Genomic DNA, 19,596 nt, shown 5'->3' on the forward strand with positions numbered 1-19,596 from the left:
AAAACGGCACTAATCCAAATTCTCCAGTGCCCATAAGTTTCTGAACTTCGTAAAAGGGGTGCTGCAATGAAGACGAATTTCGAAAAGTGGGCACCGGTTTGACGCGGTACATTTCGACGCGGGGGGAAGCTCCCATCCTGGGTTTCTGTGACGTGATGCTGGCCGGGCTCGCCCGCGACGGCGGTCTTTACGTGCCCGAGGTCTGGCCGCAGTTTGCGCCTGAGGTGATTGCCTCCTTTTTCGGTAAGCCCTATTGGGAAGTCGCTGTTGAAGTGATTCGTCCCTTCATGGGCGGCGAGATTTCTGATGCCGATCTCGGCCGCATGGCCAATGAGGCCTACGCCACGTTTCGCCACCCCGCGGTGGTGCCGCTCGACCAGGTCGGCCCTAATCAATTCCTGCTGGAGCTGTTTCACGGTCCGACGCTGGCGTTCAAGGATGTCGCCATGCAGCTGCTTTCGCGGCTGATGGATCACGTGCTGGCCAAGCGGGCGGAGCGCACGACGATCGTGGTGGCGACGTCCGGCGATACCGGCGGCGCCGCGGTCGATGCATTTGCAGGCCTCGACAACGTCGACCTCGTCGTTCTGTATCCGCATAACCGTGTCTCGGACGTGCAGCGGCGGATGATGACGACCGTTGATGCCCGCAACGTGCATGCCTTGGCGATCGAAGGCACCTTCGACGACTGTCAGGCCATCGTGAAGGAATTGTTCAACGATCACGCGTTTCGCGACGCCGTCGCGCTGTCGGGCGTCAATTCCATCAACTGGGCGCGCATCGTGGCGCAGGTCGTGTACTACTTCACGTCGGCCACAGCTCTTGGTGCGCCGGCCCGTAGCGTCGATTTCACGGTGCCGACGGGCAATTTCGGCGACATCTTCGCCGGCTTCGTCGCCAAGCGGATGGGACTGCCGATCCGCTGGTTGCGCATCGCTTCCAACGTCAACGATATCCTGCCGCGCACGCTGAAGACCGGCATCTACGAGACCCGTGAGGTCCATGCCTCATCATCCCCGTCGATGGACATTCAGGTGTCGTCGAATTTCGAACGCCTGCTGTTTGAAGCCAGCCGCCGCGACGCCGCGCTCGTTCGCCGCCTGATGGCCTCGCTCAAGCAATCGGGGCGCTTCGTCCTGCCTGATGCCGTACTGGCCGCGGTGCGCAGCGAGTTCGATGCCGGACGCGCCGACGAAACGGAAACCAGCGCCGTCATTCGCGCGGCCTGGCGCGAGGCCGGCGATCTGGTTGACCCGCATACCGCCGTGGCGCTGGCCGTTGCAGATCGCGACAGCCCGGATTCCAGCCTGCCCAACATCGTGTTGTCGACCGCGCACGCCGCGAAGTTTCCCGATGCTGTGGAAGCGGCCTGCGGTATGAGGCCGGAACTGCCGCCTTGGCTCGAAGGTTTGATGACGAGGCCCGAGCGCGTCGAAGTGATGAAAAACGACACGGCCGAAATCGCGCGGTTTGTCCGCTCGGCCAGCCGTGCCGCGAAACCGGCGTCCCGGTTCTGACATTCGTATCAAATTCAGGAGGAGCGCCGGATGAGCGTCGAAGTCACCAAGCTGCCGTCTGGCCTCACCGTCATCACGGATACCATGCCGCATCTCCAGACGGCTGCGCTCGGGGTATGGGCCGGAGTCGGTGGCCGCGACGAAAAGCCCAATGAACACGGTATCTCGCATCTATTGGAGCATATGGCGTTCAAAGGGACGACGCGACGCACCTCGCGCGAGATCGTTGAGGAAATCGAGGCGGTCGGCGGCGATCTCAACGCGGGCACCTCGACGGAAACCACGGCGTATTATGCCCGCGTGATGAAGGCCGACGTGCCGCTGGCGCTCGACGTGTTGTCCGACATTCTCGCCAATCCCTCCTTCGTGCCCGATGAACTTGAGCGCGAAAAGAGCGTGATCGTGCAGGAGATCGGCGCCGCACAGGATACGCCCGACGACGTCGTGTTCGAGCACCTCAACGAGCTGTGCTATCCGGATCAGCCGATGGGGCGATCACTGCTTGGAACGGCGAAGACGCTGCAGTCGTTCAACCGCGACATGCTGCGCGGCTATCTTTCCACGCATTATCGCGGTCCCGACATGGTGGTCGCCGCCGCAGGCGCCATCGATCACCACCAAGTGGTGGACGAGGCGGCACGGCGTTTTGCGAGCTTCGACGGCACACCTGCACCGAAGCCCGAGCCCGCGATGTTTGGCAAGGGAGGTTCGCGCGTGGTGCATCGCGAGCTGGAGCAGGCGCATTTGACGCTGGCGCTCGAGGGAGTTCCGCAGACCGACCAGTCGCTGTTCTCACTTCAGGTCTTTACCAACGTTCTCGGCGGCGGCATGTCGTCGCGTCTGTTTCAGGAGGTGCGGGAAAAACGCGGGCTCTGCTATTCGATCTACGCCTTTCACGCGCCCTATATAGATACCGGATTTTTCGGCCTTTATACCGGCACCGATCCGGGCGATGCGCCGGAGATGATGGAAGTGATCGTCGACGTCATCAACGAGGCCGTGGAGACGCTGACGGAATCCGAGATTGCCCGCGCCAAGGCGCAGATGAAGGCCGGCCTGTTGATGGCGCTGGAAAGCTGCAGCTCGCGCGCCGAGCAATTGGCGCGGCACATCCTTGCCTATGGGCGACCGCTGGCGGTCGAGGAGCTGGTGGCGCGGATCGACGCGGTTAGCGTGGAAACTGCGCAGGACGCTGCGCGCGCGCTGTTGTCGCGCAGCCGGCCCGCGGTTGTCGCGCTCGGCAGCGGCAGGGGGCTGGACACAGCGGTCGCTTTTGCGGAAGGATTGACCAAGTCGAAGGCCAAGGAGCGCCTTCACTGAATGCTGCGGGTAACGAGCGTGATTTTCATCCGGTCATGATTCCTGTTTGAAGGATCGGGGGAGTTTGAAGCATGGCCCTGTTTCGGTTGCCTTCAAGCGGTCCGGCTGCGCTTGTTCCGCGCGGTCACGGCCTCTTGCTGCGCGCGCCTCAGATGTCGGATTTTCTGCAATGGGCACACCTGCGGGAAATCAGCCGGAGCTATCTCACTCCTTGGGAGCCGATCTGGCCGTCCGATGACCTGACCCGTTCCGGGTTCCGGAGGCGGCTGCGCCGTTATGCCGAGGACGTTGCGGCAGACAGGTCATATCCCTTCCTCGTCTTTCGCGAGGCCGATGGTGTCATGGTGGGCGGAATAACGCTCGCCAATGTCCGGCGTGGCATCGTCCAGGCCGGTACGATCGGCTATTGGGTCGGGCAGCCCTTTGCGCATCGCGGCTACATGACGACCGCCCTGCGCGTGCTGCTGCCATCGCTGTTCGGCGAGCTCAATTTGCACCGCATCGAAGCCGCCTGCATCCCGACCAACACGCCCTCGATTCGGGTGCTCGAGAAGTGCGGCTTTACCCGCGAGGGCATGGCGCGGCGGTATCTCTGCATCAACGGCGTCTGGCAGGATCATCTGCTATACGGTCTGTTGCATGAGGATTTCCGCGGTTAGGCGGCGACTGCGGGAATCGAACCACGTGTTTCCAGATTATGACGGACGCCTTGGGTTTGCCGCCATTGCGCTGCTATAAGCGCCGGGCCATCGTTTAGTGGCGGGTTTCATTGGGGATTTTCGACTGATGCGGCATGGGCGGATCTGGCAGGTGGGGGCCGCCGTGACGGGCCACAAGCGCACCGCGCTGGCTTTTGCGGCCGCCGCAGCTTTGCTGACGGGATGTGGCGGCACCACTTTCAACAACCCCTTCAGCACGACGACCGTTCCCCAGGAGGATCTCCCGACGATCAGCGATCGCTTCGATCAGCTGTTCGGCGGACGCGGAAAGGTTTCCGAAGTCGCGCCGGACGGCACCGAACTCGACTGTCCTCCGGTGAAGATTCGCGCCGGCGCGTCCACCTACGGGGTGGCGCCGCCCGGCCATCAGCCGGTCGCGACCGAGTTGAACTATCAAGCGACCATCACGCGGACCGCGCGCGATTGCCGGCGCATGGGCAACGGCCAGATTTCGGCGCGGATCGGCATTCAGGGCCGCGTCATTGCCGGCCCCGCCGGGGCGCCCGAAACGGTCGAAGTCCCGGTGCGTGTTGCAGTCGTCCAGACCGGCGTTCAGGAGAAGGTGCTGACCACGAAGGTTTATCGGACCACGGTCGCGATGAACGGGGAAGGCGGCATGTTCAGCGTGGTTGGCGAGGACCTCGTTTACAACATGCCGGCAAACCTCACGAGCGACTCCTTTGTTTTCTACGTCGGCTTCGACCCGCAGGCGATCACGCCACCGGCGCCGGCCAAGCCGTCGCGGCGTCGATAGGATCGGTTCCGAGGAATGAAAACGAAAACAAAAGGCCGGCGCGAGGCTGTCGCGCCGGCTTTTTGTTGTGACTGGAATCGTCAGTTCAGCTTTTCGCGGACTTCGGTGATGCCCTTGGCGAGAAGGTCGTCAGCCAGCTGACCCTTGACCGTCTGCGACAGGATGGTGGAAGCAGCGGTTACGGCCGCATCGGCCGCCGCCGCACGCACATCGGCGAGCGCCTGGGCTTCGGCCAGTGCGATCTTGCCCTCGGCGGCCTTGGTTCGCCGCGCCACAAAATCTTCCATCTTTGTCTTGGCTTCGGCGGCGATCCTCTCCGCATCGACCTTCGCTGCGGCGACGATGTCCTGCGCTTCACGCTCCGCGCTGGCGCGCCGTGCCCTGTACTCTTCAAGCAGGCTTGCTGCTTCCTGTTTGAGGCGGCGGGCGTCATCGAGTTCGGCCTTGATGCGGTCGCTGCGATGATCAAGCGCCGTCAGCACGGTGCGATGGACACCGAGATAGGCGAATATGCCCATCAGGATGATGAAGCCAACGGCGACCCAGAACTCCGGTTCGGCGAACATCGAACTTATCCTTTCAAGGACGCATCGACGGCGCGTCCTACCGACGTGCCGTCGGGGGCGACGCCGGTCAGTCGCTGGACGATCGCGGCAGCTGTGTCGGCAGCGATGCCGCGCACGTTGCTCATCGCAGCCGCGCGGGTCGAAGCTATGGTCTTCTCTGCGTCCGCCAGCTTTTGCGACAGCCGCTCTTCAAGCGTCTTGCGTTCGGCTTCCGACTGCGCGTTCAGCTTCTCGCGGTTTTCCGCGCCGATCGCCTGTGCACGGGAGCGTGCAGCGGCCAGCTCGCTCTCATAGGCCTTGATCGCGCTGTCGGATTGCTCCTTCAGCTTCTGGGCTTCTGCGAGGTCGCCATCGATCTTGTTCTGACGCGCGTCGAGCACGCCGCCGACGCGCGGCAGCGCAAACTTCGAGACGATCAGATACAGCGCGACGAATGCGATCGCCAGCGACACCAGCTGCGAGGCGAAGGTGTTCTTTTCAAACGGCGGAAACTCCTTGTGGCCGCCGTCGGCCTCAGTGTGGGCGGTGGTGCCCTTCGGCTCGCCATGACTTTCAGCCACGAACCTTCTCCTGTTCGGCTAACCGAGATTCGATCCCGGCCTCTTGAAAGTGAGGCGGGACCGGCGAGGGATCAGAGCGCAAACAGCAGGAGCAGTGCGATCAGCAGCGAGAAAATGCCGAGCGCTTCGGTCACTGCGAAACCGAAAATCAGGTTGCCGAACTGGCCCTGGGCGGCTGAGGGGTTGCGCACCGCGGCAGCGAGGTAGTTGCCGAAAATGATGCCGACGCCGGCGCCGGCGCCACCCATGCCGATGCAGGCAATACCTGCGCCAATGTACTTCGCGGCAATCGGATCCATGAAACGAACTCCTTCTTGAGGTTTGGTTGGGGGGCCTTCTCTAGTGGCCCGGATGGATAGCGTCGTTGATGTAGATGACGGTGAGGATGGTGAAGACGTAGGCCTGGAGGAAGGCGACGAGAATCTCCAGCGCATAGAGCGCAATCACCATGGCGAGCGGCAATGCCGCGCCGAAATAGCCGGCGATGCCGATCCCGGCGAGCATTGGGATGAACCCCGCGAACACCGCAAGCGCGATGTGGCCGGCCAGCATATTGGCAAACAGACGAACCGAGTGCGAGATCGGCCGCAGGAAGAACGAGAAAACCTCGATGAAGACGACCAGCGGGAGAATGAAGATCGGGATGCCCGAAGGAACGAAAAGCTTGAGGAATTTCAGGCCATTTTTATAGAAGCCGTAGATCAATACGGTCAGGAACACCAGCACGGCCAGCGACGCCGTGACGATGATGTGGCTCGCGATCGTGAAGCTGTAGGGAATGACCCCGATCATGTTGGAGACGGTCAGCAACATGAAAATGGTGAACACCAGCGGAAAGAACTTCATGCCGTCCTTGCCGGCGTTCGATCGAATGGTGTTGGCGACGAACTCGTAGGTGATTTCCGCGACCGATTGCAGGCGGCCCGGCACCAGATTCCGGCCGGGCCCGAGCATCAACAGCGCAGTCAAGGCTACCGCGCCGAACATGTAGGCGGAGGAATTGGTAAAGGCGATCTCCTGATTGCCGATATGGCCAATCGTGAAGAGCTTCTCGATATGGAATTGTTCGATCGGATCGATCATCCGCGCAGCATCTCTAGGCTATTGCCGGCCTTGCCGGCATTTCTAATCACGTCGTCCGCCACTTCCTTAACGGCCGGTCTTGTTTGGAGCAACACCCGCCGATCTGATCACGTTCAGAACGCCGGCCGAAAAGCCGACCAGCACGAACACGATGAGCCCGAAAGGTGACGTCGAAAGCAGACGGTCGAAACCCCAGCCCATCAGTGCTCCGAGACCAACACCGGCAATCAACTCCGATGAGAGGCGGAAACCCATTGCCATGGCCGACGCCCTGGCATTGCTGTCTCCGCTTCCAGCTTCGGGTTGGTCAGTTCTGATGTTTCGGCTGTCCCGAAGTGCGGACAACCGGTGCTCCAGACTTCCGAGCCTTGCGGAAAGCGCGGCCTCATCGGAGGACGACTTGCTTTCATCTTCGCGGTCATTCGTGCCTTGCGCCATGCTTAAGACCCGAAACGATGATGCGATGGATGAAAACGACGCCCCGTCACCCCTCAAAAGCCGCGCGGACCATACTGACCGCGTTTAATCAAGTCAAGATTGCGTCACAGCTATATATTATATTGATATCATTTGACTATTTTGTTTATCCAGAGTCGGATTGAACGCTCGGTCGCCGCACTGCAATAGCTCCCGGCCGGATCGGGGGTGAATCGAGGTCCGAAACCGTTCTTGCCCGCCCGGAAGTCGAACTGAACAGGCCGATCTGCAACGCCTGCCTCTGTCTGACACGGCGCTGATGCAGCGGTCGGCGGCATCCCGCTTTTCGAAGTTCGTGCTCAGATCGGCAGTACGAGGTGCTGGACGGCAAGATTTTCCGGGGTCAGGATCAGACCGTACTGCTGTCGGACGCACGAATTCGGGCCGTGCGCCCAATGGAAATCGAGGGCGGGGACGATCAAGAGCTAGACAAGGCTGCGGAGCATCCCATGACCAGATCAGTATTTGCGGCATCAAGCATTGTCCTCGTCTCGCTTCTGGTTGCAGCAAGCAGCGCTGCGGCCGAACCCATGCCCGACAACGAAAACGGCCGCTTTGCAATGTCGCAGGTCGGCGATGGCGTGATCCGGCTCGACACGCGCACCGGCGCGGTTTCGAACTGCAACAACAGCGGTCCGGGTTGGGCCTGTTACGCCGTTCCGGACGAGCGGGCGGCATATGACGCGGAGATCGGCCGGCTGCAGGCGGAGAATGAAAAGTCCAAGGCGGAAATCGAAAAACTGAAGGCCGAACTGGCGTCGCTGGCGCCGACCGTCGAAGGCAAGACCGAAGAGGCGTTGCCGAAATCTGACTCGCTGAAGAAGGCAGAGCCGAAGGCTGCTGAGAACCCGCGCAAGATCGAAATACCCTTGCCCAGTGATCAGGACATGGACCGCGTGATGTCGCTTCTCGAACGCGCCTGGCGACGGCTGGTCGAAATGGCCAGCCGCATGCAGAAAGACGTTAGCGGCAAGATATGAGGCCGCGTTGATTCATGGCGAGATCACCGTCCATTTCCCGATCGGCGCTATCGGCCGTTTCCGCCGGTTCAATCGTGTCGTCGCTGCTCACCGTGCAGACATCGGGCCGCGGTTTTCTCGATCTTACCGGCGACGTCGCGCAATTCGTCCACGACGCGAATGCAGTCGAGGGCCAGGTGACGCTGTTCATCCGACACACCTCGGCCTCGCTGACGGTCGAGGAAAATGCCGATCCGACCGTGCTTGAGGATTTGACTGCCGCACTCGATCGCCTCGCGCCGGAGAATTTTGGATGGAGCCACGATGCCGAAGGCCCAGACGACATGCCGGCGCACGTCAAGACGATGTTGACGGCAACCTCGCTGCAGATTCCGGTCATCAAGAACAGGCTGATGCTTGGAACATGGCAGGCGATCTACTTGATCGAGCATCGGCGGCAACCGCATCGGCGTGAGATCGTCTTGCAGTTTGCCGGCGCGGTCGACACGCAATAGACGGCACAAGCAAAACCGGCCGCGGATTGCCCCGCGGCCGGCTTGTCAGCCTTGTATCGAGACGAATCAGGTGCTGGTTATGTCGACATCCTTGGTCTCGGGCAGGAACAGGAAGCCGATCACCAGACTCATGAGCGCAATGACGACCGGGTACCACAGGCCTGAATAGATGTTTCCGGTGTAGGCCACGATGGCGAACACGGTCGCCGGCAGGAAACCGCCGAACCAGCCGTTGCCAATGTGATAAGGCAACGACATGCCGCTGTAGCGGATACGGCTGGGGAACAGTTCGACCAGCCACGCCGCGATCGGAGCATAGACCAGCGTCACATAGATCACGAGCAGCCACAGCAGGATTACCGTCGCCACTTGGTTGATTTCGGCCGGATCGGCCGAAGCCGGATAACCATGGGCCTTGATCGCAGCAGGCAGCGCCTTGGCAAAATCCGCCGCGCTGACGTCCAGCGTCTGCTCGCCGATCTTCACCTTCGCCGGCGTTCCCTTCGGCGCATCTTGGCTCTGGTAATTCACCGACAGATTGACCAGCGCCGCCTTGGCCGTGTCGCAACTCGTTGTGTATTTCTCGGTGCCCGTCGCCTTGAACTGGAACGAGCACTCCGCCGGGTCGGCGATCACGGTGACCGGGGCGGAAGCGAGGGCGGCTTCGAGCTTCGGATTGGCGAAGTGCGTAATACCCTTGAATATCGGGAAATACGTCAACGCTGCCAGCAGAAAGCCAGCCAGGATGATGGGCTTGCGGCCGATCTTGTCGGACAGCCAGCCGAACAAGATGAAGCCGGGAGTGCCGAGCGTGAGCGCGATGACGATCATGATCTGCGCGGTGACGCCGGGCACCTTGAGTGTCTGGGTCAGGAAGAACAACGCATAGAACTGTCCGCCGTACCACACCACGGCTTCGCCGGCGGTGGCGCCGAGCAGGGCGAGAAGCGCGATCTTGGCGTTGTTCCATTCGGCGAAAGCCTCGCTCAACGGGCGCTTCGAGGTTTTGCCTTCTTCCTTCATTCTCTGAAAGACGGGCGACTCGCTCAGGCTCAGGCGGATCCAGACGGAAACCGCGAGCAGGACGCCGGAGAGCAGGAAGGGAATCCGCCAGCCCCAATCGCCGAACGATCCTTCGCCCATGGCGTTGCGCACACCGAGAATAAGCAACAGCGCGAGAAAAAGACCCAGCGTTGCGGTGGTCTGAATCCATGAGGTGTAATAACCGCGTTTGCCCGGGGGAGCGTGCTCGGCGACATAGGTCGCTGCCCCGCCATATTCGCCGCCGAGCGCCAGGCCCTGGATCAGCCGCAGCAGGATCAGCACGACCGGCGCTGCGATGCCCCAGCTCGCATAGCCGGGCAACAGGCCGATGAAGAATGTGCCGATGCCCATGAGGGTCATGGTGATCAGGAAGGTGTATTTGCGTCCGATCATGTCGCCGAGCCGGCCGAAGATCAGCGCGCCGAAAGGGCGTACCGCAAAACCCGCGGCAAAGGCGAGCAGCGTGAAGATGAAGGCCACGTTCGGCGGGACGTTGGAGAAAAAGTATTTAGCCAGGAAGGAGCCGAGCGTGCCGTATATGTAGAAGTCGTACCACTCGAAGACCGTGCCCAATGAGGAAGCGAAAATGACCTTTCGCTCTTCGGCCGTCATCCCCCGGCCGCGGACACCCTCACCCGCTGCTGCTGCCATTGCCATTGCCCGCACTCCCCGGATTGCTGTTGCAAACGTTCACACCGATGCGCCATCTGACCACAAGGTTTCCAGTACGGTAACATCGACGTGAACTGTCGTAATCTACAACTTTGGAACTAAATTAGGAACGTGCATCTGTGGGAGCGGCATTGTTTGGAGAGGCCTCACAGCGTCGTGGTGCGATGCACAAAGGGCCATAATTAACCGCCAGTTCGGATGGCACGACTGATATCTTGCATGCGGTCCTACGCCGCAGGACAATTGATCCACAAAACCGGCTATGCCGGGATCGCTCTCGAGTAACCGTTGCAAAGCAATAGATGACGACCGCTCCCGCCACCCGTCTTGTGATCGCCGACGACCATCCGCTATTCCGCGACGCGCTGCGTCAGGCGGTAGCCAGCGTCGTGACATCGGCCAGGATCGATGAGGCCGGCAGTTTTGAAGAACTGACCGCGCTGCTCGATCACGATCCCGATGTCGATCTTGTCTTGCTCGATCTGACCATGCCCGGGATATCCGGCTTCTCCGGGCTGATTTACCTGCGCGCCCAGTTCCCGGCGATTCCTGTCGTCATCGTGTCCGCCAGCGACGATGGCGGCACCATTCGCCAGTCGCTGGATTTCGGTGCTTCCGGGTTCATCCCGAAGCGATTTGGCGTCGACACGTTGCGCGATGCCATCATGAAGGTGCTTGATGGCGACGTCTGGGTGCCCGCGGACACCGACCTGTCGTCGGCGACCGACCCGGAAATGGCCCGCCTGCGCGACCGGTTGGTGACGCTGACGCCGCAGCAGGTGCGCGTGCTGATGATGCTGTCGGAAGGCTTGCTCAACAAGCAGATCGCCTATGAGCTCGGAGTTTCGGAAGCGACCATCAAGGCGCACGTATCGGCGATCTTGCAGAAGCTTGGCGTCGAAAGCCGGACGCAGGCGGTGATCGCCGCGGCCAAAATTGCCGGCGGCCAATGGCGGCAGAGCGCGCCGCAACCGTAAAGCTACTCCGCCGCGACCATCTGCTGAGCGCGCCACTGACCCAGAAGTGCGCGCAAGGAGGCCGGCTTCACCGGCTTGTTCAGCACCGCGATATGTTCTCCCCGCGCCGCAGCGCGAACATGCGGGCTGCGATCGGCGGTGATCAGAATGGCTGGAATCGTCTCGCCGAATTTCTTCCTGATATCGCGGATCGCGGCAATGCCGTTGCCACGATCGAGATGATAATCGACCAGAAGTCCGGTGAGCGGCTTGCCTGCGGCCTCGATCGCCTCGATCGCGGATTCCGGATCGCTCACGGCAATCACCTGGGCGTCCCAGCCTCCGAGCAATGTTTTCATGCCGTCGAGAATGGCGGCATCGTTTTCGATGCAGGCGATCAGGGCACCCGACATCGGCGCCCGCGACAACGGTGTCGCGCTGGTGACGGCCGCCGTATAGTTGACGGCTTTCGCGGTCGGCACCGTTACCGAAAAGGTTGAACCTCCGCTCGCGACCGAATCGAGCGCAATGCCATGCCCGAGAACCCGGGCAAGCCGTTCGACGATGGACAGTCCGAGCCCCAGGCCGCGGGCAATGCGCGCGCCCTGTTCGAGCCGATGAAATTCCTTGAAGATCTCGCCGCGCTTGAGCACGGGAATGCCGACGCCGGTGTCGAAAATGCCGATTCTGAGCGATTCGCCGCGCCGGCGGCAGCCGACCAGAACCCGGCCGCGCGGGGTGTATTTGATCGCGTTGGAGATCAGGTTCTGCAACAGCCGCCGAAGCAGCAGGCGGTCGGATTGCACGGGCAGTGAGCAGGGTACGAAGGTCAGCTTCAATCCCTTGGCACGTGCAATCGGCGCGAACTCGATTTCAAGCGAGCGCATCAGGTCGCCGATCTTGAAACTCGTCACCGAGGTCGTCATCGCGCCGGCGTCCAGCCGCGAGATGTCCAGAAGTGCCCCGAGGATTTCTTCGATCGCCTCCAGCGAATCGTCGATGTTCTCGACCAGCCTTGAGTCCTCGCCGCCGCTCTGGCGTTCCACCAGGCTAGTCACATAGAGCCGCGCCGCATTGAGCGGCTGAAGGATGTCGTGGCTCGCAGCGGCGAGGAAGCGCGTCTTGGAGATGCTGGCGTCTTCGGCCGTGCTCTTGGCGAGCGCCAGTTCCGAGTTCAGCCGTGTCAGCTCCTCGGTGCGGTCGCGGACGCGCTTTTCCAGCGTGGCGTTGGCACGCTCCAGCGCTTCGGCGGCTTCGAACGACGGCGTGACGTCCGAGAAAGTGATGACAAGGCCGCCGCCGGGCATTTGGTTGGAGCGGACCTCGATCACCATCTGCCGGTCGGGCAGGCGCTCGAGATAGGGCTCACCCTCGGCAGTATAGGCTTTCAGGCGCCGCTCGACGAGAACCTCCTTGTCCGCAGATTCCGAAGGCGTGCTCGCCGCCGTGACGGTCGTGATGTATTCGAGGATCTCGCGCAGCGGAATGCCGATCTGCACGAGGTGTGGCGCCAGTCCCAGAATGTCTCCGAACTGGCGGTTCGAGCAGATCAGTTGCAGGTCGGCGTCGAACACCGCGATGCCCTGGCGCACGTGATTGAGCGCCGTCTGAAGGATCTCGCGGTTGAAATGCAACGCCGCGTGGGAATCGTCGAGCAGTTTCAGCGCAGCCTTGGCCGAGACGGTGCGCTTGCGCAACAGCAGCGACATCACCAGGCGCGAGGAGGCCGCGCCGATCGATGAGGCGATCAGGTGCTCGGCATGCTGAAGCAGTTCGAAATCAGCGGGCGCCGACGGCGCGAGACGAAGGTTGCGCGACGCCGCAAAGGCTTCAAAGGAATCCCTGGCACGATCCGGCCCCAGATACTGCGCAACCGTGCTCTGGATGTCCTGCACGGTCACCGTCGTCCGCCAGCGGCGGAAGGTCGGCGCCATCGGCGTCAATACGCTAGGGGTGAACAGATCCGCCTGCATCCGTTCGATCGACGACGGCTGACGCGACAGCGACAGCAGCACATAGGTCAGGATGTTGAGCGACAGCGACCACAGCACGCCATGGATGAGTTGCGGCAGATCGGAGCCGAACAGCGCCTGCGGCCTGAGCGGTCCGATCCCGAGCGGGCCGTTTTGCAGGAATGCCAGCCCGGCGGGGGTGCCGTCCAGAAAACTCGGCAGGAACAGCGTGTAAGCCCACATCAGAAAGCCGACAAGCATCCCGCCCATGGCGCCCCGTGCCGTCGCGCGCTGCCAGAACAGTCCGCCGAAAAAGGCGGGCGCGAGCTGCGCAATCGCCGCAAACGACAGTAGCCCGATCGAGACCAGTTCAGCATCGCCCAGCGCGCGATAATAGAAGTAGGCCATTGCCATGATGGCGAAGATCGCGAAGCGCCGCGTGCCGAGCAGGAAACGGCCGAAATCCTGCTGACCATCGGGCGTTTCGCGGCGGCGCTGCAATACCAGCGGCATGATGATGTCGTTCGAGACCATGACCGAAAGCGCGACGCATTCCACGATCACCATGGCCGTCGCTGCCGACAGCCCTCCGACGAAGACAGCGATGCTGAGCAGCGGTGCATTGCCCTCCACCGGCAGCGCCAGCACGAACATGTCCGGATCGACTGCGCCGAATGGAAACGTGATGAGGCCGGCCAGCGCGATCGGGACCACGAACAGGTTGATCGCCACGAGATAGAGCGGAAACAGCCAGCGCGCGCGGCTGACTTCCGAAGGTGTCGAATTCTCCACCACGCTGACATGGAACTGCCGTGGCAGCAGCATGATCGCGCAGAACGACAGCACGATCATGGTCAGAAAGTTGCCGACCGATGGCTCATATCCGATGGCGCGTACGGCTTCCGGCGTCTTCATCGCGCGCTCGATCAATTCGTGCGGCGAAAACATCCAGAAGGTGACGAAGGCGCCAGCGGCGATAAAGGCAACGAGCTTGACGATGGATTCGGTCGCCACCGCCAGCATCAGGCCATGCTGGTGCTCGGTCGCATCGGTCTGGCGGGTTCCGAACAACACGGCGAAGGCGGCCATCGCGAGCGTCGCGGTCAGTGCAATGTCGCCAAGTACCGGGATCGAGGAAATCGCCTGGTCCTCGCTCAGGATCGTTTCAAGCGAGGACGCGACGGCCTTGAGCTGCAGCGCGATATAGGGAATCGAGCCGATGAGCGCGATCAGCGCCACGGTCGCTGCGACCGCCTGGCTCTTGCCGTAGCGCGCGGCGATGAAGTCGGCGATCGAGGTGATGTTCTGCGATTTGGCGAGCTTGATCACCCGGCGCAGCAGCGGCGTGCAAATTCCGATCATCAGGATCGGGCCGATATAGATCGCCAGGAAGTCGATGCTGGTGCGGGTGGCAAAGCCGACCGAGCCGAAGAAGGTCCAGGAGGTGCAATAGATCGCCAGTGACAGCGGATAGATCAGCGCGCTGGCGCGGCCGCGCTGCGTCGGTGCGGGACGGTCGCCGTAGCTCGCCACGAAAAACAGGAGGCCGATGTAGCCGAAAGCGGCTGCGATCACGCCCCAGTCATGCAGCATTGCTGCTCACTCCCTAAGGTTTTTGCGCGTTCGGCGCCATCGCTCGAGGCGATCAATCAGGGAGGTATTATAGACGGACTAGGCCGGCAACGCACCGCCGATCATGGTTGCGGGGCAGCCAGAGGCGGCGATCGGCGGATTAACGTTATTCCGCCGCCAGCGACTTCTGCTTGAGCGGCAGCCCAAGCTGATCCCAGACCTGCAACAGGGCTTCGGCCAACTGATCGATCAGCGCGTCCTCGTGGTAGGGTGAGGGCGTGATCCGCAGACGTTCGGTGCCCTTGGCCACGGTCGGATAGTTGATCGGCTGGATGTAGATCCCGTGTTCCTCCAGCAGCAGGTCCGAGGCCCGCTTGCACTTTTCGGGATCGCCGACGAACAACGGAACGATGTGAGTGTCGCTCGACATCACCGGCAGGCCTGCGGCGTTCAGAATCGCCTTGGTGCGGGCCGCGCGTTCCTGATGGCGCTCGCGTTCCCAGTTCGACGCCTTCAGATGGCGGATCGCGGCGGTCGCGGCGGAGCAGATCGCCGGCGGCAGCGCTGTCGTGAAGATGAAGCCGGGCGCATAGGAGCGGACCGCGTCGATCATTTCCGCCGAGCCGGCAATGTAGCCGCCGAGGCAGCCGAAAGCCTTGGCAAGCGTGCCCTCCAGAATATCGATGCGGTCCATGACGCCGTCGCGCTCGGCGATGCCGCCGCCACGCGGGCCATACATGCCGACCGCGTGCACCTCGTCGACATAGGTCATGGCGCCATATTTTTCGGCGAGATCGCAGATTTTCGACAGCGGCGCGATATCGCCGTCCATCGAATAAAGGCTCTCGCAAACGATCAGCTTCGGCCGGTCGGGGTCCGCGGCCCGCAGCAACCCCTCCAGATGCGCCAGGTCGCTATGACGGAAGATCTGCCGCTCGCAGCCGGCCTGGCGAACGCCCTCGATCATCGAATTGTGGTTCAGCGAATCCGACAGGATCAGGCAGTTCGGAATGAGCTTGGCGATGGTCGCAATGCCGGTCTGGTTCGAGACATAACCGGACGTGAAGAGCAGTGCGGCCTCCTTGCCATGCAAATCGGCGAGTTCCTGTTCAAGCTGCACCAGCGGATGATGGGTGCCGGCAATGTTGCGCGTGCCGCCGGCGCCGGTGCCGACGCGGGTCGCGGTCTCGACCATTGCGCCGACCACCTTCGGATGCTGGCCCATGCCGAGGTAATCGTTGGAGCACCAGATCACCACGTTGCGCACGCCTTCCGGCGAATGCCACAGCGCATGAGGAAAACGACCGGCCACCCGTTCCAGATCGGCGAAAACCCGGTATCGCCGTTCGTCATGGAGGCGATCGAGGGCGGTGCGAAAAAATTGGCTGTAATCCATCGCGGAACCTGGAACTGGGGCTGGGCCGAAGATGAGAGTAACCTTTTTAGAGGGTTTCTATAACCCGTGTCGAGCCGCAATCGAATGCCACCTTCGGCGCCGGAAGGTTTTGATTTCGGTCAAGTTTCGGTGTGCCGCCGCCCGGGGCCGCCAAGCACTGCCGTCAAGCCACGGCGCTTCCTCAAGCTTTTCCAAGGACGATCGTTGTGGACGGTGATCCAATTGAATTGGAGTGGCAGAACTTGAAACGATTGTTGCAAAGGCCGCCGGGGGGAGCCTAGGATTGGTCATGGATCGGGGCCCGCTGACCGAACGCATCATCCAGACGTTCGACGACATGCCCACGCAGTTGCAGGCAGGCGCGCGCTATGTGCTCGACCGCCCGCGTGACGTGGCGCTGCTGTCGATGCGCGAGCAGGCACGGCAGGCTGGCGTGCAGCCGGCGACCATGACCCGGCTGGCCAAGCGTCTCGGCATGGACGGTTACGACGAGGTGCGCGAGCTATATGCCGCGGCCGTGCGCGATGGCGGGCTCGGTTTTGCCGGCAAGGCCGGCGTCCAGGTCATCAGTCAGAAACTGAAGGGCGACAAGGCGCTCGCCGCCGATATGCTGGCGTCGATCGGTCATCAAATTCAGAAGCTCGCCACGCCTGCCGGTCTGGAGCGGCTGGCGAATGCGGCCCGCGCGCTCGCATCAGCCCGCCGCATCTATTGCCTCGGATTGCGATCGAGCCATTCGATTGCCTGGCATCTCCATTACGTGCTCAGCCTTGTTGGCGACCGTTCGGTTCACATCGAGGGCATTGGCGCCACCGGTTCCGATGTGCTCGCGCGCGCAACGCCCAAGGATGTGCTGCTGGTCGCAAGCGTCATGCCTTATACGCGCCTGACCATCGAGCTTTCTGAATATGCCGTCACGCAAGGTATTCCGGTGGTGGCGGTCACCGACAGCGAGGTCGCGCCGTTGGCGCAGATCGCGCAGCACGCGGTCATCGTTTCGACCGAGAGCCCGTCGTTCTTCCATGCGATGTCGCCCGCCTTTGCCGTGGCCGAGGTGCTTGGCGCGATTATCGCCGGCCGCGGCGGCGATGCCGCGCTGGCTTCGCTGCGGCACTCCGACGGGCACCTTGCCGCGCTGAATACCCACCTGAAATCGAGAAGCAACAAGAAGCCGTCATGACCCACATCCTTCATCGCTCCGCCAACGCCAAGATGCCGGTCGCCGTCGGCGGCAAAGGCATCGAATTGTTCGACAAGGACGGCAAGAGCTATATCGACGCGTCCGGCGGCGCCGCAGTGTCTTGTCTCGGCCACGGTCATCCCGATGTGATCGAGGCGCTTCACAAGCAACTCGACAAGCTGGCCTACGCCCATACCGGTTTTTTCACCACCGAAGCTGCCGAACAACTCGCCGATCGGCTGGTCGAGACCGCGCCATCCGGAATCGATCATGTCTATCTGGTCAGCGGAGGCTCGGAGGCGATCGAAGCCGCGCTGAAAATGGCGCGGCAATATTTCGTCGAGAAGGGTGAGCCGCAGCGGCGGCACATCATCGGCCGCCGCCAGAGCTATCATGGCAATACGCTTGGGGCGCTCGCGACCGGCGGCAATGAATGGCGCCGCTCGCAATTCCGGCCGCTTCTGATCGAGACCCATCATATCGATCCCTGCTACGCCTATCGCTGGCAGAAGCCGGGCGAGAGCGACGTCGATTACGCGGCGCGCGCGGCACAGGCGCTCGAAGACAAGATCCTCGAGCTCGGGTCAGATCAGGTGATGGCCTTTGTCGCCGAGACCGTGGTCGGTGCGACCAGCGGCGCCGTGCCGCCGGTTGCCGATTATTTCAAGCGCATCCGCGCGATCTGCGACCGCTACGGCGTGCTGCTCATTCTCGATGAAGTCATGTGCGGCATGGGCCGCACCGGAACGCTGCATGCGTGCGAGCAGGACGGCATCGCGCCCGATCTGATGGCGATCGCCAAGGGCCTCGGCGGCGGCTACCAGCCGATCGGCGCCACGCTCCTGAGCGGCAAGATTTTCGAAGCCTTCTCCGAAGGCTCCGGCTTTTTCCAGCATGGTCACACCTATATGGGCCATCCGATGGCGGCCGCAGCCGGCCTTGCGGTGCAGGACGTCATCCGTCGCGATCATCTGCTGGACAACGTGATGGCGATGGGAAGCCACCTGCAACGCCGCCTTGAAGAGCGTTTTGCCAACCATCACCACGTCGGCGACATTCGTGGCCGCGGCCTGTTCCGCTGCGTGGAGCTGGTATCGGAAGTCGATTCCAAAAAACCCTTTGCGTCGGAATTGAAGCTCAACGCGTTGGTCAAGCGCGAAGCCATGGCGCGCGGGCTTTGCGTCTATCCGATGGGCGGCACCATCGATGGCGTGAATGGCGATCACGTACTGATCGCACCGCCCTTCATCATCGATAAGCCCCAGGTCGACACGGTCGTCGAACGGCTGGGCGATGCGGTCGATGCCGCGATCGCAGCGGTCAGGTAAGGATTGCGGAACGCATTTTTTGAGGAGGGGAGTACATCATGACGAGATTAGCCATTGGCCTTGTGGCGCTGTCCTTGCTGGCTTTCGCGCCGACAACGGCATCGGCCCAGAGCCTCAGTCCGACATTACAGAAGATCAAGGACGCCGGCACGATCACGATCGGCCACCGCGACTCCTCGGTGCCGTTCTCCTATCTCGATAACAATCAGAAGCCGATCGGCTTCTCGCTGGAGTTGTGCGATCTGGTCGTCACCAAGGTCAAGGCGAAGCTGAACAAACCTGATCTCAAGGTCGCCTATCAGGCCGTCAATTCTTCCAACCGCATTCCGCTGGTCAAGAACGGCACCGTCGATATCGAGTGCGGTTCGACCGCCAACACCATCGCGCGACAGCAGGAGGTCGCCTACTCCGTGATCTTCTACGCGCCGCAATTCAAATGGCTCGCGCTGAAATCCTCCAACCTGAAGACGACAGACGATCTGAAAGGCAAGGCGGTGGTCGTCACACAAGGCACCAACACCGCGCAATTCGTCGCCAAGCTCAATGCCGAGAAGCACCTCGGCATGAAGATCCTGCAAGGCAAGGACCACGCCGAATCGATCCTGCTGGTTGAGACCGGCCGTGCCTCCGCCTTCATGGAAGACGATATTCTGCTTGCGGGGCTGAAAGCCAACGCGCCTTCGCCGGACAATTTCGTCTTTCTAGGCGATGCCTATCCGAGCGATCCCTACGGCATCATGATGGCGAAGGGGGACACTGAATTCAAAAAGCTGGTCGACGACGCGCTGGTCGAGGCGATGAAGTCCGGTCTTTACGACAAGCTCTATACCAAGTGGTTCCAAAGCCCGATCCCTCCGAAGAACATCAATCTGAACTTCCCGCAATCGGCCGAGCTGAAGGCGCTGATCAAGAATCCGAGCGACAAGGCCATCGGGCAGTGACACAGGGCGCGAAGAGCGCCGACAGCTCCCTTCCCCGTCTCGTCGCAGCTTGCGGAGAGATGGTTTGTGTGAGGGGCTTTTTCGA

General features: G+C 61.9%; 18 protein-coding genes. 10 read left to right on the plus strand and 8 right to left on the minus strand.

The window, feature by feature from the left end:
• Positions 1-98: 98 nt before the first annotated feature.
• The 4 genes from thrC (at position 99) to NEZ08_RS06355 (ending at position 4,310) form a co-directional block, all read left to right on the plus strand.
• Positions 99-1,517, plus strand: a complete 1,419-nt coding sequence (thrC, locus tag NEZ08_RS06340) for a threonine synthase (protein ID WP_298105440.1) — start codon at positions 99-101, stop codon at positions 1,515-1,517.
• Between the two features lie 30 nt (positions 1,518-1,547).
• On the plus strand, positions 1,548-2,837 hold the full coding sequence (locus tag NEZ08_RS06345; protein WP_298105347.1) for a pitrilysin family protein: 1,290 nt from the start codon (positions 1,548-1,550) through the stop codon (positions 2,835-2,837).
• A 71-nt stretch (positions 2,838-2,908) separates the two neighbouring features.
• Positions 2,909-3,496 carry a GNAT family protein gene (locus NEZ08_RS06350; RefSeq protein WP_298105349.1) on the plus strand — a complete coding sequence of 196 codons (588 nt, stop codon included), beginning with the start codon at positions 2,909-2,911 and terminating at the stop codon, positions 3,494-3,496.
• Between the two features lie 127 nt (positions 3,497-3,623).
• Positions 3,624-4,310, plus strand: coding sequence for a hypothetical protein (locus tag NEZ08_RS06355; protein WP_298105352.1), 687 nt, complete (start codon positions 3,624-3,626; stop codon positions 4,308-4,310).
• A gap of 80 nt (positions 4,311-4,390) precedes the next feature.
• Here NEZ08_RS06355 and NEZ08_RS06360 read toward each other — a convergent pair whose 3' ends face one another.
• The 5 genes from NEZ08_RS06360 to NEZ08_RS06380 form a co-directional block, all read right to left on the minus strand.
• Positions 4,391-4,876: an ATP F0F1 synthase subunit B gene (locus NEZ08_RS06360; RefSeq protein ID WP_298105356.1), complete on the minus strand. Its 486-nt coding sequence runs from the start codon at positions 4,874-4,876 to the stop codon at positions 4,391-4,393.
• A 5-nt stretch (positions 4,877-4,881) separates the two neighbouring features.
• Positions 4,882-5,436 carry a F0F1 ATP synthase subunit B gene (locus NEZ08_RS06365; RefSeq protein WP_298105359.1) on the minus strand — a complete coding sequence of 185 codons (555 nt, stop codon included), beginning with the start codon at positions 5,434-5,436 and terminating at the stop codon, positions 4,882-4,884.
• 71 nt (positions 5,437-5,507) lie between these two features.
• Positions 5,508-5,735: a F0F1 ATP synthase subunit C gene (locus NEZ08_RS06370; RefSeq protein ID WP_009796340.1), complete on the minus strand. Its 228-nt coding sequence runs from the start codon at positions 5,733-5,735 to the stop codon at positions 5,508-5,510.
• Between the two features lie 40 nt (positions 5,736-5,775).
• Complete coding sequence (locus NEZ08_RS06375; protein ID WP_298105362.1) at positions 5,776-6,519, minus strand: F0F1 ATP synthase subunit A; 744 nt, start codon at positions 6,517-6,519, stop codon at positions 5,776-5,778.
• A gap of 66 nt (positions 6,520-6,585) precedes the next feature.
• Positions 6,586-6,957, minus strand: coding sequence for an AtpZ/AtpI family protein (locus NEZ08_RS06380; protein ID WP_298105365.1), 372 nt, complete (start codon positions 6,955-6,957; stop codon positions 6,586-6,588).
• Between the two features lie 569 nt (positions 6,958-7,526).
• Between NEZ08_RS06380 and NEZ08_RS06385 the strand changes: the two genes are divergently transcribed.
• Both NEZ08_RS06385 and NEZ08_RS06390 read left to right on the plus strand, forming a co-directional pair.
• Positions 7,527-7,976 carry a hypothetical protein gene (locus NEZ08_RS06385; protein ID WP_298105442.1) on the plus strand — a complete coding sequence of 150 codons (450 nt, stop codon included), beginning with the start codon at positions 7,527-7,529 and terminating at the stop codon, positions 7,974-7,976.
• 14 nt (positions 7,977-7,990) lie between these two features.
• On the plus strand, positions 7,991-8,470 hold the full coding sequence (locus tag NEZ08_RS06390; protein WP_298105367.1) for a secondary thiamine-phosphate synthase enzyme YjbQ: 480 nt from the start codon (positions 7,991-7,993) through the stop codon (positions 8,468-8,470).
• A gap of 66 nt (positions 8,471-8,536) precedes the next feature.
• Here the strand turns inward: NEZ08_RS06390 and NEZ08_RS06395 are convergent, their stop codons facing one another.
• Entirely contained in the window at positions 8,537-10,171 is a 1,635-nt protein-coding gene (locus NEZ08_RS06395) for an MFS transporter (protein WP_298105370.1), read from the minus strand.
• A gap of 317 nt (positions 10,172-10,488) precedes the next feature.
• Between NEZ08_RS06395 and NEZ08_RS06400 the strand changes: the two genes are divergently transcribed.
• Positions 10,489-11,163, plus strand: a complete 675-nt coding sequence (locus NEZ08_RS06400; RefSeq protein ID WP_298105373.1) for a response regulator transcription factor — start codon at positions 10,489-10,491, stop codon at positions 11,161-11,163.
• A gap of 2 nt (positions 11,164-11,165) precedes the next feature.
• On the opposite strand, the gene NEZ08_RS06405 is transcribed toward NEZ08_RS06400, so the two are convergent.
• Together NEZ08_RS06405 and hemA are read right to left on the minus strand one after the other, a co-directional pair.
• On the minus strand, positions 11,166-14,687 hold the full coding sequence (locus tag NEZ08_RS06405) for a PAS domain-containing hybrid sensor histidine kinase/response regulator (RefSeq protein WP_298105376.1): 3,522 nt from the start codon (positions 14,685-14,687) through the stop codon (positions 11,166-11,168).
• Positions 14,688-14,832: 145 nt separating this feature from the next.
• Complete coding sequence (gene hemA / locus NEZ08_RS06410; protein ID WP_298105379.1) at positions 14,833-16,062, minus strand: 5-aminolevulinate synthase; 1,230 nt, start codon at positions 16,060-16,062, stop codon at positions 14,833-14,835.
• Positions 16,063-16,351: 289 nt separating this feature from the next.
• Here hemA and NEZ08_RS06415 point away from each other — a divergent pair, with 289 nt between their 5' ends.
• From NEZ08_RS06415 to NEZ08_RS06425, 3 genes are read left to right on the plus strand one after another with little or no spacing between them, the layout of a single operon-like run.
• Positions 16,352-17,242 carry a MurR/RpiR family transcriptional regulator gene (locus NEZ08_RS06415; RefSeq protein WP_298105382.1) on the plus strand — a complete coding sequence of 297 codons (891 nt, stop codon included), beginning with the start codon at positions 16,352-16,354 and terminating at the stop codon, positions 17,240-17,242.
• On the plus strand, positions 17,239-18,570 hold the full coding sequence (locus NEZ08_RS06420) for an aspartate aminotransferase family protein (protein ID WP_298105385.1): 1,332 nt from the start codon (positions 17,239-17,241) through the stop codon (positions 18,568-18,570). Before NEZ08_RS06415 ends, NEZ08_RS06420 begins: the two co-directional genes overlap by 4 nt.
• Before the next feature lie 38 nt (positions 18,571-18,608).
• Positions 18,609-19,511, plus strand: coding sequence for a transporter substrate-binding domain-containing protein (locus NEZ08_RS06425; RefSeq protein ID WP_298105388.1), 903 nt, complete (start codon positions 18,609-18,611; stop codon positions 19,509-19,511).
• The last annotated feature ends 85 nt before the right edge of the window (positions 19,512-19,596 follow it).

Source organism: Bradyrhizobium sp. (assembly GCF_027451485.1).
In the GTDB taxonomy this organism is placed as follows: Bacteria; Pseudomonadota; Alphaproteobacteria; order Rhizobiales; family Xanthobacteraceae; genus Bradyrhizobium.